The sequence below is a fragment of the Halovivax sp. genome, assembly GCA_007119345.1.
Classification (GTDB): domain Archaea; phylum Halobacteriota; class Halobacteria; order Halobacteriales; family Natrialbaceae; genus Halovivax.
Window position 1 is genome coordinate 1 of the sequence record SKPV01000011.1, and the last position, 11,458, is coordinate 11,458.

An 11,458-nucleotide genomic window follows, 5' to 3' on the forward strand; every position below is an offset into this window, starting at 1 on the left:
CGGCGACGCCGTCCTCCTGGAGCTGGACGGCCTCCTCGACGGCGTAGTCGTCCCACTCGTTGAGATCCGCACCGAGATAGCGCTCGTCGATCTCGGTGCCGCTGATCTCGAACTCGTCGTCGACGGTCGCGACCTCTTTGACCGTTACGAGAATCTTCATCACGTACGACTGGGACGTCCCGACCGTAAATCTTTACGAAACGGCGAACACGCGAGACGAGTTGATCGGCCGGGCGCCCGCGCGGCGGATCGGCGGGCGTTCGTCACCGTCGCCCGAGCGTCCGAGCGATTCCGGCCGCTCCCGCACGGAGGCGGGCGGCCCGTATCCGGCCCGGAGACGATTACGCAAGCGGTTTAACGCTGCCGCCGGTAAGGCCCGTATGGCAGATTGTCCACTCGCGGACGAGTGTCCGAGTTTCTCGGAGCGGATCGCTGGCATGGGCTGTCAGCACTACGGGGACCGGGGTGGCAAGGAGTGGTGTAATCACTACAACCAGCCCATTCAGGACCTGAAGACCCAGCCCGTAAAGCGCGGCGAGGAGGTCGTCGTCGACATCGTCGACATGCACGAGAGCGGCGCCGGCGTCGGTCGCACCGAAGACGGCTTCATCGTGATGGTCGACGGGGTGCTCCCCGAGGCCCGCTCGAAGGTCGAGATCACCCGCGTCCACAGCAACCACGCCCGCGGCGAGGAGGTCGAGCGCCTCCCGCTGAATCCCGACGAGTCGACCGAGGGCGACGACGAGGGCGACGATGACGACGCCGAAGCGACGGACGACGACGAGGAGGAGACCGCGGACGAGGACGCCGGTCCGAGCCGCCCGCAGCTCGGTAGCCGCGAGAACTTCTGGGGCGGCTGACCGACCGGGGATCGCTCCCGTCACACCGCCTGCGAGTGGACACTCCACCGTTCTGCCCGGCCCGCTCCCGACGGCTTCGACCGCGACCGCCGATAGCCGCCCATCACCGCCGCCCCGCAGTCACCCGTCCGCGCGAGCGGCGAGCTACTCGTCCCTCAGCCTCGGTTGACGGTCGAACAGACACGCGGTCGCTCGGAGACCCGTCTCTCGACCGAGGCCCGACTCTCGACCGAGGTCCGCTTCCCGACCGAGGCCCGACTCTCGAATCGCTCGCGACGGGTCGATCGACGAGCGCGTGATCGACCCCGGCCAATTCGGCACCGGGTCGATCACCCGAACCGACGCCAACTCTATCGCCCGAACCGACGCCAACTCTATCGCCCGAACCGACGCCAGCTCGATCCCCCGATCCGGCTACCGCGATACCGCACGCTCGACCGGCAGTGCTCGAACCGTCCACGGATTACGGGTACGTTTAAGACGCGGGGGCGTTTTGTTAACGGACGACACGATGTCCGGTGACGAATACAAGTTGATAACCGACCGAGTGGGGTTGGTCGGCGGCATCGCGCTGTTGATGGGGACCGCGATCGGGATGAGCATCTTCCTCGTCCCGACGCAGATGATGCAGGAGGCGGGGCCGTCGATCACCGTGGCGATCTTGCTGTCGATCTTCCCGATGGTCTTCGGCATCCTGTTGCTCTTGCAGTTGGGCGGCGCGATCCCGGTCGCCGGCGGCAACTACGTCTACGGCTCGCGGCTGGTAGGCCCGTTCTGGGGGCTGCTCGCGGTGGCCATTCCGGTCATCGCCGTCTGGTCGTACCTGCTGTTCGCCGCGCTCGGGTTCGCCGAGTTCCTGCCCGTCCTCCTCGACGCGCTGGGCGTCTCGCTCTCGACGCCCGGCGCGCTCGACGGCCTGCCGATCGACCTCGGTGCACTCGCGGCCGTCTGGGGGCTGCTCGCGTTCTTCCTCGCGATCAACTACCGCGGCATCCAGCTCGTCACGAAGGTCCAGATCGCGCTGGTCGTCCTCTTCTGTGCGGGAATGCTGACGTTCGTCGTCGGCGGCTTCCTCTCGTTCGACGCGGACAACTTCACGCCGCTGTTCCCCGACGGCGAGGGCCAGCCGTTCGCGGACGGGCTCGCGCCCTTCTTCCTCGCCGCGGTGGTGCTCTACATCCCCTTCCAGGGCTTCGCGATGATCATCGAGATCGGCGAGGAGCTCGACGATCCGGTGAAGAACATCCCGCGCGTGCTCGCGGTGGGGATGAGTCTCGTCGCCGTGCTGACGATCGCCGTCGTCTTCGCGCTCGTCGGCGCCGTCCCGTGGGAGGAGGTGACCGACGCCGCCGTCGAGGGCGGGATCGCCGGCGTCGCCGACGCCCACGGCATTCTGCCGACGTTCGGGGTCGGGCTCGTCGCGCTGGCCGCCCTGATCGCCGCGGCCACGACGGTGAACACGCTGTTGACCTCCTACTCGCGGACGATCATGCGCGCCAGTCGCGACAACGTCGTTCCCGACTACTTCGCCGCGATCCACGGCGAGCACGGCACGCCCCACCGCTCGATCGCGCTGCTCGGCCTGGTGCCGATCGCGCTGGCGCCGTTTTTCGTCTCGATCGACACGATCGGCGCCGTCGACGTCCTCGACTGGCTGGTCACGCTCACGGTCACGGGGATCTTCATCGCCTTCATGATCGCCGGCGTCGCGCTCTGGAACCTCCCGAAGGTGTTCCCTCAGCGCTACGAGTTTTCGTTCTACAGGCTCCCGATGCCGGTGTTGAAGGTCGTCGCCGTGGGTAACGTCGTCATCTCGTTCATCTTCACGCTCCTGGTCGCCGCCAGCGCGCCGACCGCGCTGGTCGCGATGTTCGTCTGGCTCCTCGTCGCCGCCGGGATGTACGTCTACCGCGTCCGGCGGTACGCGAAGCGCGGCGTCGACCTCAAAGCGGAGATGTCGCTGCTGCACAAACACGAGAAGCTGGGCGGGAGCAACACCGACGGCGGCGACTGAGCGCGGGTGCCCGCCGTTCGAGCGGGAGGACGCTCGGACTTTTGGCGCCACCGGTCCTACGAGACGACGAGCATGCGAACCGCCCTCCGGGCCGGCATCGCCGTCTACAATGACTGCCACTACCACGCGGCTCACGACGCCTGGGAGGATCGCTGGCTCGACCTCGAGTCGGGAACCGCGGACGAACTGCTGCTCCACGGGCTGATCCAGTTCACGGCCTCGGTCCACCACGCCCGGAACCGAAACTGGGCGGGCGCGGTCGGGCTCGCCGAGAGCGCCGGCGAGTATCTGGACGGACTCGACGCCGACTACCGCGGCTGCAACGTCGGCGACGTCCGGCGCTACCTGGCCGCCCTCGCCGCCGAGCCGGAGCTGATCGAGCGCCGGCCCCCGCCCGCGCTCTCCCACGAGGGCGAGGTCCTCACCCTCGCGGAGTGTTCGCCCGAGGAGACGGTCGTCGCGGCCGAAATCCTGGCCGAGGAGTGGGGTTACGACGAGGAGCCCATCGAGCGCGCCGGCGAGTTCGCGCTCGACGACCTGAAGGCGGGTCGAGAGAACTCGGAATTCCTCGCGCTGCTGTTCGACTTCGTTCGCGGCGATCCGGACGATCGGCGCGTGATCTCCCGGCGGCTGTCCGAGCACGTCGAGCGGCGCGAGGCCCGGGAAGGCGACGTCGACGGCCTGTTCGAGTGAGCGATCGATCGCTTCCGGTCGGGAACCGTCGGCCGAACGGTCGTCGAACACGACGATCGGCCCGTCGCGACGTGCGTGTTCTCGATCACACCGATTCTGAGGCGGTTCCCAGACAGTGGGCGGTGATCGAGAACGTCGTCACGCGCGAGTACTACCGGGGCGAAGGGTTCGGAACGAGGTGTACCGGGGCGAAGGGTTCGGAACGAGGTGCCCGGAAGCGGCGTTCGCGGTGGCCGCGGAGCGAGAGTGCGACGAGGTCACGTCACAGATCGAGTCGAGAAGGCGTGGAAGGACGAGTTCGACGAAAATTGCGGGTTCGATGGGGACGCGAAGACGGGGTTCGCGCTGGATCTGCGGTAGTGAACACCACCGAACCAGCGAGCCGGGCGGACGCGACGGCGGTCCGGTCGGGCCCCGATCATCGGCCGCCCGACACGACGTCGACGCGTTCGGACAGCTCGCTGCGCGTCACGACCACCAGTCGATCCTCCCGGGCGTACTCCTCGCAGTGTTCGAGCAGTTCGTCGAGTTCGTCCTCCGTCACGTACTCCGGGTGAAAGTACAGGTTGAGAAACAGCCCGTGTTCGACGGCGCGGTCGACGTTCCGTTTCTCGGCCGCCACGTCGGGTTCGTCGATGTTGTGACCCGGCAGCCCGAACGGCTCCGTCACCTGGAGGCCGGTGAATCCGGTGCCGGCCTGGCGCCCCCACGAGTGGAACTCCGTCGCGGCGGCGCGCGTGTCGGCGTCCCAGTTGTTGTAGGTGTAGACGATCGTCTCCCGGCCGCTGTCGAGGTCGTGTTCGAGCAACAGGTGGCGGTTGTACTCGATCGCCGCGGCCTGCTCCTCGCGCGAGAGGGACGGCAGGTCGGACGTGTCCGCCCCGACCGCCTCCTCGACCACGTCGGCGGTAAGTTTGCTACAGACCTCGTGTCCGTCGGCCTGCGCGTCGCGCAGCCAGTCGAGACCCATCGTCTCCGCCTCGTCGCGTGCGTAGACGGCGTCGACTCCCATGGTACAGGGGACGTCCCAGCGATGGAAGGCGTCGAGAAAGTACGTCAGGTCGCCCTTCCGCTCGGGGTTGTCGACGTCGAAGACGACGTACGCCCTGTCGGCTCGAGGTACGCCGCGGAGGTCGTCGACGTAGATGGGGTCCTCCAGGGCCCAGGGATCGAGGGCGAGCGAGGCGATCCGCGAGCGGTCGAGCTCCTCCACGGGCTCGCTCGGTCTGCCGAAGTCGATCCGCATCCACTCGTCCGATTCGGTCAGGACCGACGTCGAGGACGCCCCCGCGCGCAACGCGGCCTCGTCGCCGTCGGCGTCGGTCAGCAGGAGGTCGACGTCGCCGGCGAGCTCGTCCGGCTCGCCCTCGATCCGCACGGCGATCGAGAAGTCGCGGTCGGCGAGGTCGACCGGCTCCGCCGGCTCCCACTCGAGCCGGCCGCTCGCGTCCCCTTCCGCGCCGATTTCGACCGATCGGTCGCCGGCGTAGACGTCGGTCGTCGTGAACGACAGCGCGGCGCCGCCGGCCCCCGACCACTCGTCCTCGTCGGTCTCGAACGGGTCGTCGAAGGTCTCGACGGGCGTTCCCACCGACGGCGCCCCCTCCCGGACGGGCTCGTCCGTCGAATCGTCGCGAAATCGGTTGAAGCGATCGGCGCAGCCGGCGAGGGCCGCCGTCGCGGTCGAACCGAGTAGCGTCATCGCGCGGCGTCGTGTGGAATCCACGATCGTTTCCCGATCGGTCCTACCGCCGTCGGCGACATCGTATGCTCGTGCGTAACATCAGTTACCCAACAACGAATCGACCGGCGATTTCGAACGAAGGCGCCCCACTCGAGTGGTCGGTCCGAACCCAGCCGTCACTCGAACTCCGCCGAGTTGTCCCGCGGCTCGTAGCCCAGCACCTCGCGGGCCCGCTCCAGCGAGTAGTACCTGCGGTCGTTGTCGCTGATACCGTAGACGATCTCGTAGCCGTAGTCGGCCTCGATGCAGCGCTCGAAGAGGTGCGCGCAGTCGCGGTAGGAGAGCCACATCGCCTGCCCGCGCTCGTAGTCGACCGGCGGGTGGCCCTTCGTCAGGTTGCCGATCCGGACGCAGGCGACCGAGAGGCCGTGCTCGTCGTGGTAGTACCGCCCCAGGATCTCGCCGGCGGCCTTCGAGACGCCGTAGAGGTTGCCCGGCCGGGGGAGTTCGCTGCCGTCGAGCCGGAAGTCGTCGTCGGCGCGGTAGAGCCCGGGCGTCCGCTCGTCGGTCTCGTAGGCGCCGACGGCGTGGTTGGAGGAGGCGAACGCGACCTTCTCGACGTCGGCGTCGACGGCCGCCTCGTAGAGCTTCTGGGCGCCGTCGACGTTGTTGGTGAGGACGCTCGTCCACGGCGCCTCGGGACGCGGATCGCCCGCCAGGTGGATCGCGACGTCGATGCCCGTCATCGCCTCGCTGAGGTCCGCGGCGTCCGTGACGTCGCCGACGAAGAACTCTCCCGGAAGATCCTCGGTCGGCGGTTCGCGGTCGAACAGTCGCCACTCGTAGTCGTCGGCGAGTCTCCCCAGGATCGCCTCGCCGACGCGACCCGCCGCCCCGGTCAGGAGGACCGACTGTGCCATTCGTACGGGGGAAGGGGACACCCCGATACGTAGCTTGCGGTCTGACCGAGGGCGTGACAGACGGCCGCGATGTCGCCCGCGAATCCGCGCGGCCGACCGCGGCCGGTCCGGCGCCGCCCGGCCGATCACCGGAACCGCCTTCTCCCCCGCGGTCCAGCGGACGCGTATGTCGACCGACTCGGACCCGCCGACCGGCGAGGAGACGGCACCGACCGACGCCGAGGTCGCCTGCTTCGAGGCGGGCATCAAGTTCGGCTCGCTGTACCACCAGTTCGCCGGGACGCCGGTCTCGCCGGCCAGCGCCGACAGTCTCGCCGCGGCGATGGAGGAGTCGATCGAGAACCAACCCCACTGTGTCGCGGTGACCGTCGAGATCGACGAGGAGGCGCTCGAGGCGACGCTCGCGGACTCGACAGCCGAGTATACGGAGCTCACCGGTCGCTTTCTCGAGGTCGAGATCGTCGTCGACTACGAGGGTCGGGAGGTGGTCGCGACGATGGCGATGGAGGACGGCTACCCGCTGATGCGGGTTAAATCGGTCCGCGAGCGAGGCGGGTGAGCGGGTTCGTCCCCGCCGAGGCGTCGGCTCGGGCTGGTGGGCCACGGTGGAGCGTGGTGAAACGAACCCGCGAACGCCGCGCCGCTGGGATCTGCGAGCGAGCGTCGGCGATGGAAGTCCCTCGGCGGGTCCTCACCGACGGCGAGCGAACTGACGGTGGGCCGGCCGGCGTCGGACGAGAGCGGTTCGATCCCGCTTCAGACCGTATCCGGATCCCGCTTCAGACCGTATCCGGGTCGGTCACGCGGACGCGTATCTCGTCGCGAACGACCGTCACCTCGCAGCCGGCGTACGCGAAGGACAGCTCCGTCGACGCGGCGGCGTCGGTCGGGTCGTCGAACAGCTCGTTCAGGTGATCCGGATCGGTCGCGTCGCACAGCGGGGCGAGATCGAGCGGCGGCGCGTTCGTGATCGTCGCGACGGCTCTCACGACCGCGTGACTCGGGCGCTCGTCGTCGGCGATGGTGGCAGTTATTCGGCCGGCGTTCGTCGATCGGTAGTGGTCGGATCCGCCGCCGGTGTTCGGCGTGTTGGTCATGATCAGAAGGGGAGTTCGCGCCGGAATTCGTCGCTCTGGTAGTCGAGATGGTCGAGTCGCGGGCCCAGCAGTTCTCGAACGAGCACGACCAGGGGGTTCTCCTCGCCCTCACCGACGATCGCTCGTTCGACGCGCGCGCCCTCGTTCGCCTCCGCCAGCGACCTCGAGTCGCTCGTCGTATCCGCCGGCGGTTCGTCGTCCACCTCGTGAACGATGGCGAGCATGATCGTGTCGCGGTCGGCGAAGATGAGACGTCCGACCTTCGGCGCACTCGATCGGTCGTTCATCCAGTCCACCTGCGGTTCCCAGATCGTCACTTCCGGGAAGTGCCGACGAACGACGTCCCGGACCCGCGAGTTCTGGGAGCCGATCGAGATCGAAACGCCCCGGTCGATCGCATCCTCCACGTGGTGGTGACACTCCTCGTTGAGCATCTCCTCGGAGACGTACATGAGAAACAGCTCCTCCGCCGCCTCGTCGAGGAGTCGTTGGCCGTACTCGAGCACGTTCTCCCGACCCTCGATGACGCCGACGGTCGCCTCGTCGGTCTCGCCGCTGGTTCCGAACCGTGACATGAGTTCGTCGAACTGTCGGGCGCCGAACCACGTCGGGTCGACCGGCGTGCCGTCCGGCGCGGAGACGACGTTCTCCTCGCGGTCGTACCGCACTACGCCGACTTCGTCGAGCTTGGGAAGGAGGTTGTGATGCAGCGAAATGCGCGTTTGCTGGAGGTCGCGCTCGAAGTCGGTCCTCCGAACCACGGAGCGTTCGCGAGAGGCGAGGTGTTCGGCGAGTTCGGTCACGGTGAGAGGGCGGGAAGCGTCGGTGAGGCGCGTCAGTATCGCTCGGTTGCGTTCGCTGACCAGGAGGCGGACGAGTTCCTCTTCCCGTGTCGACATGTGCGATCGTTCCCTCAGTACGGTATTTATTAAAAATACTGGTTTGCGCTGCCCCGTTTGGGACACATGAACTATTCAAGGACGTTCTCCTCAAGATGATTCAACTAATTCACGAAAGTCCTATGATTCCACACTCGCAGCGAGGCGGCCGCGATGGGGAGCGGGGTCGACCGGCATCGCACGTTCGGCGCGAGATCGCCACGCTCGAACGGTTCGGGATCCAGGACGGCAATTTTCACTTTCACTTTCGGGCTACCGTTTAACCCCGCAGGCGGTCTACGTCAGCGCATGAGCCAAGCCTCACTCTCCGACGACGAGCTCTTCGGCGAGGCGGCCTCCGAGATGCGCGAGGACGTCGAGTCGTCGCTCGCCGACGCCTGGGACGCCCTCCCCGCCGCGGACGAGATCTGGGGGACCGACGCCGACAACGTCCTCGGGGCGCTGAACGGGTTGAAGACCGCCCTCGACGCCGGCGACGCGGTCGACCACCTGCGAGACGCCAAGAAGTGGTACACGATGGGCGAGCGCGCGGACGCGTTCGACGACGCCGAGGACCTGGAGGACGAGATCGCCGACCTCGAGTCCGCCATCGAGGACATCGAGGCAGCGGGCGAACAGGTCGGCGACCTGACCGCGACGATCCCCGGCCTCCGCGGGACGCTGCAGGAGGCCGGCGGCGCGGGCGAGGACGACGAGTAGCGGCCCGAGCCGACCGACGCCGATCACCCTCGCCGCTCGGGCTCGGTCGGGTCCCGCGACGCGACGGCCGCCAGCAGTGCCGCCAGCGCCTCGCCGGCCACCTCCAGTAGCTCCTCGCCGCGGGCGGCGTCACCCGCAGCGGGATCGCCCACGACCCCGTTTTCGGTAAATTCGGCCGCGTCGTACGCGAGGTTCGCGTAGCTGACCCACTCGCCCCAGCCGTCGGCGGCGCCGGCGCGGGCGTCCTCGATCCGGTCATCGCGGACGAGGTCGGGCGCGATCGCCCGGAGCATCGCCGTCTCGAGCGGACCGCCGTGGCCCATGTCCGCCGCGTGCTCGCCGACCGCCTCGAACCAGGTGAAGGGGACGGCGTAAGCGTCGTCGTGGCGGCTGATTCGGGCGCCGACCTCGCGGAGGGCGCCCACGTTCCCGCCGTGGCCGTTGACGAGGACGACGCGGTCGAAGCCGTGGTGGGCGAGGCCCCCGACGCAGTCGCGGATCGCGTCCCGGAACGTCTCCGGAGAGAGCCACATCGTCCCGGGGAAGTGGCGGTGTTCCTCGGCGATCCCGACCGGGAGTGCGGGGGCGACGGCGACCTCGCCGTCGAACCGCTCGACCCCCGCCTCGGCCACCGCCCGCGCGGTCATGGTGTCCGTCCCGAGCGGGGCGTGGGGGCCGTGCTGCTCGGTGCTCCCGACCGGCAGGACGGCCAGATTCGTCTCCAGCGCCGCCGCGTCGGTCCACGCGGCGCGTTCCAGGTGCATACCCGTCACGTCGGTCGGTCGGGCCTTGTAAGTGCCGTCCGACGGCGACCGACGGGCCGCGGGGGCGGCGGACGGACGGCCCACTCGCTCGCCAGCTCCGGTCGACCGTTCGACGGCACCGACCACGCGAGGGCACCAACCCTTCGACGGCACCCCCATGCTGTGGCACCGACCCCGCGACGGCAGGGCGAAACGGTTTCCGCCGGTGTGAACCACACCCACGCATGAGTGACCGGAACCGCGAACTGGGCGTCGAACTCGGCAACCTTCCCGAGAAGCTCGAAGGGCACGATTACCCGGCCAGCCAGGACGAACTCCTCGAGGAGTACGGCGACGAAGAACTCGAGATGGGCGAGGAGTCGATCACGTTCGAGGAACTGATCGGGCCGCTGAACGAGGACGAGTACCGCAGCTACGAGGAAGTCGAGCAGGCGATGATGAACATGGTCAGCGACGACGCCATCGGGCGGAAAAATTACAGCGACCGGACGCCGCCCGCGCCCGGCGAGGACCGCCAGGAGGAGGGTGCACCCGGCCAGGACGGCCAGCGCGAACAGGAGTCGTTCTGAGAAAAACCGCGACGGACCGCCGACCGATCCCTAGTCGTCCTGGCGCGCCTGCGTCCGCGCCGTCCGGCGCTGGGCGCGCTCGATGAACTCCTGGGGGAGCTCGTCGATCTCGCCGGCCTGGACCCCCCAGAGATGGGCGTAGAGGCCGTCGTTGGCCAGCAGCTCCTCGTGGGCGCCGCGCTCGACGATCCGGCCGCCCTCGAGGACGACGATCTGGTCGGCGTCCTTGATCGTCGAGAGCCGGTGGGCGATGGCGAACGTCGTCCGATCCTCGGTGAGCTCGTCGATCGAGCGCTGGATCAGCATCTCGGTCTCGGTGTCGACGTCGCTGGTCGCCTCGTCGAGGATCAGGATCTCCGGATCCTTGAGCACCGCGCGGGCGATCGCGAGGCGCTGGCGCTGGCCGCCCGAGAGCTTGACGCCGCGTTCGCCCACTTCGGTGTCGTAGCCGTCGGGGAGGTTCTGGATGAAGTCGTGGGCCTCCGCCGCCTTCGCCGCCGCGACGATTTCCTCGTGGGTGGCGTCGAAGGTGCCGTAGGCGATGTTCTCCTCGACGGTGCCGTAGAAGAGGTACGACTCCTGGCCGACGTAGCCCATCGACTGGCGGAGCGAGGAGAGTGAGACCTCGCGGACGTCCTGGCCGTCGATGCGGACGGCTCCGTCGTCGACGTCGTACAGTCGCAACAGGAGCTTCAGGACCGTCGACTTGCCGGCACCCGTCGGGCCGACGAGCGCGACCGTCTCGCCGCCGTCGACGGTGAAGGAGACGTCGTCGATGATCTTCTCCTCGCGCTCGCCGTCGGCCTGGTCGTTATCGTAGCTGAAGCTGACCGCGTCGTACTCGACGCGGCCGTCGGTTACCGCGAGCGGGTCGGCATCCTGCTCGCGGTCGATGCGACCGTCCTCGTCCATCAGCCCGAAGATGCGCTCGCTCGACGCCTCGGCGCGCTGGTACATGTTGATGATCTGGCCGAACTGCGCCATCGGCCAGACGAGCTGTTGGGTGTAGAGGATGAAGATGACGAACGTCCCCACCTGGAGGTCACCGGTGAACGGACCGGGAGCGGACTCCGTGAACACCCAGTAGCCGCCGACGATGAACGTCAGCACGAAGCCGATCCCGGAGATCAACTGGAGTCCGGGGAAGAACTTGATCCGGATCCAGATCGCCTCCCAGTTCTTCTCGAAGTAGTTCCGGGAGACGTCGTCGACGCGCTCGGACTCGTACTCCTCGGTGTTGTCGGACTTGATCACCTGGA

Annotated in this window: 12 protein-coding genes and 1 pseudogene; 6 read left to right on the top strand and 7 right to left on the bottom strand. The window is 68.2% G+C overall.

Going from position 1 to position 11,458, the window contains the following annotated elements; translation table 11 throughout:
* A pseudogene (locus QZT59_RS01000) lies at nt 1-160 on the bottom strand (electron transfer flavoprotein subunit beta/FixA family protein); the annotation flags it as partial.
* A 220-nt stretch (nt 161-380) separates the two neighbouring features.
* Here QZT59_RS01000 and QZT59_RS01005 point away from each other — a divergent pair.
* The 3 genes from QZT59_RS01005 to QZT59_RS01015 all read left to right on the top strand — a co-directional run bounded on the left by QZT59_RS01005 (nt 381) and on the right by QZT59_RS01015 (nt 3,567).
* The gene (locus QZT59_RS01005) at nt 381-860 is read left to right on the top strand and encodes a TRAM domain-containing protein (RefSeq protein ID WP_290810157.1); all 480 of its coding nucleotides are present in this window, start codon (nt 381-383) and stop codon (nt 858-860) included.
* A gap of 511 nt (nt 861-1,371) precedes the next feature.
* Nucleotides 1,372-2,874 (top strand): APC family permease, encoded by a 1,503-nt coding sequence (locus QZT59_RS01010; RefSeq protein ID WP_290810159.1) that lies wholly within the window; start codon nt 1,372-1,374, stop codon nt 2,872-2,874.
* 72 nt (nt 2,875-2,946) lie between these two features.
* Entirely contained in the window at nt 2,947-3,567 is a 621-nt protein-coding gene (locus QZT59_RS01015) for a DUF309 domain-containing protein (protein ID WP_290810161.1), read from the top strand.
* Between the two features lie 418 nt (nt 3,568-3,985).
* On the opposite strand, the gene QZT59_RS01020 is transcribed toward QZT59_RS01015, so the two are convergent.
* Both QZT59_RS01020 and azf read right to left on the bottom strand, forming a co-directional pair.
* The gene (locus QZT59_RS01020) at nt 3,986-5,269 is read right to left on the bottom strand and encodes a hypothetical protein (protein WP_290810163.1); all 1,284 of its coding nucleotides are present in this window, start codon (nt 5,267-5,269) and stop codon (nt 3,986-3,988) included.
* A 158-nt stretch (nt 5,270-5,427) separates the two neighbouring features.
* A complete protein-coding gene (gene azf / locus QZT59_RS01025; protein ID WP_290810165.1) occupies nt 5,428-6,171 on the bottom strand; it encodes an NAD-dependent glucose-6-phosphate dehydrogenase Azf in 744 nt (247 codons plus the stop codon).
* 166 nt (nt 6,172-6,337) lie between these two features.
* Here azf and QZT59_RS01030 point away from each other — a divergent pair, with 166 nt between their 5' ends.
* Nucleotides 6,338-6,730 carry a dihydroneopterin aldolase family protein gene (locus QZT59_RS01030; protein WP_290810167.1) on the top strand — a complete coding sequence of 131 codons (393 nt, stop codon included), beginning with the start codon at nt 6,338-6,340 and terminating at the stop codon, nt 6,728-6,730.
* A 220-nt stretch (nt 6,731-6,950) separates the two neighbouring features.
* Here QZT59_RS01030 and QZT59_RS01035 read toward each other — a convergent pair whose 3' ends face one another.
* Together QZT59_RS01035 and QZT59_RS01040 are read right to left on the bottom strand one after the other, a co-directional pair.
* Nucleotides 6,951-7,268 carry a HalOD1 output domain-containing protein gene (locus QZT59_RS01035; protein WP_290810169.1) on the bottom strand — a complete coding sequence of 106 codons (318 nt, stop codon included), beginning with the start codon at nt 7,266-7,268 and terminating at the stop codon, nt 6,951-6,953.
* Nucleotides 7,269-7,270: 2 nt separating this feature from the next.
* Nucleotides 7,271-8,167: an ArsR family transcriptional regulator gene (locus QZT59_RS01040; protein WP_290810171.1), complete on the bottom strand. Its 897-nt coding sequence runs from the start codon at nt 8,165-8,167 to the stop codon at nt 7,271-7,273.
* Nucleotides 8,168-8,455: 288 nt separating this feature from the next.
* Between QZT59_RS01040 and QZT59_RS01045 the strand changes: the two genes are divergently transcribed.
* A complete protein-coding gene (locus QZT59_RS01045) occupies nt 8,456-8,866 on the top strand; it encodes a DUF5790 family protein (RefSeq protein WP_290810173.1) in 411 nt (136 codons plus the stop codon).
* Nucleotides 8,867-8,889: 23 nt separating this feature from the next.
* Here the strand turns inward: QZT59_RS01045 and QZT59_RS01050 are convergent, their stop codons facing one another.
* Complete coding sequence (locus QZT59_RS01050) at nt 8,890-9,630, bottom strand: creatininase family protein (RefSeq protein WP_290810175.1); 741 nt, start codon at nt 9,628-9,630, stop codon at nt 8,890-8,892.
* A 224-nt stretch (nt 9,631-9,854) separates the two neighbouring features.
* Between QZT59_RS01050 and QZT59_RS01055 the strand changes: the two genes are divergently transcribed.
* Entirely contained in the window at nt 9,855-10,199 is a 345-nt protein-coding gene (locus QZT59_RS01055; protein WP_290810177.1) for a hypothetical protein, read from the top strand.
* 30 nt (nt 10,200-10,229) lie between these two features.
* Here the strand turns inward: QZT59_RS01055 and QZT59_RS01060 are convergent.
* The coding region (locus tag QZT59_RS01060; RefSeq protein WP_290810179.1) for an ABC transporter ATP-binding protein at nt 10,230-11,458 on the bottom strand (1,229 nt) is incomplete at its 5' end.

What these genes read in the sequence shown, in the direction of transcription:
- QZT59_RS01005 (WP_290810157.1), top strand. Translation starts at nt 381, where the DNA reads ATGGCAGATTGTCCACTCGCGGACGAGTGTCCGAGTTTCTCGGAGCGG.
- QZT59_RS01010 (WP_290810159.1), top strand. Translation starts at nt 1,372, where the DNA reads ATGTCCGGTGACGAATACAAGTTGATAACCGACCGAGTGGGGTTGGTC.
- QZT59_RS01015 (WP_290810161.1), top strand. Translation starts at nt 2,947, where the DNA reads ATGCGAACCGCCCTCCGGGCCGGCATCGCCGTCTACAATGACTGCCAC.
- QZT59_RS01020 (WP_290810163.1), bottom strand. Translation starts at nt 5,269, where the DNA reads ATGACGCTACTCGGTTCGACCGCGACGGCGGCCCTCGCCGGCTGCGCC.
- azf (WP_290810165.1), bottom strand. Translation starts at nt 6,171, where the DNA reads ATGGCACAGTCGGTCCTCCTGACCGGGGCGGCGGGTCGCGTCGGCGAG.
- QZT59_RS01030 (WP_290810167.1), top strand. Translation starts at nt 6,338, where the DNA reads ATGTCGACCGACTCGGACCCGCCGACCGGCGAGGAGACGGCACCGACC.
- QZT59_RS01035 (WP_290810169.1), bottom strand. Translation starts at nt 7,268, where the DNA reads ATGACCAACACGCCGAACACCGGCGGCGGATCCGACCACTACCGATCG.
- QZT59_RS01040 (WP_290810171.1), bottom strand. Translation starts at nt 8,167, where the DNA reads ATGTCGACACGGGAAGAGGAACTCGTCCGCCTCCTGGTCAGCGAACGC.
- QZT59_RS01045 (WP_290810173.1), top strand. Translation starts at nt 8,456, where the DNA reads ATGAGCCAAGCCTCACTCTCCGACGACGAGCTCTTCGGCGAGGCGGCC.
- QZT59_RS01050 (WP_290810175.1), bottom strand. Translation starts at nt 9,630, where the DNA reads ATGCACCTGGAACGCGCCGCGTGGACCGACGCGGCGGCGCTGGAGACG.
- QZT59_RS01055 (WP_290810177.1), top strand. Translation starts at nt 9,855, where the DNA reads ATGAGTGACCGGAACCGCGAACTGGGCGTCGAACTCGGCAACCTTCCC.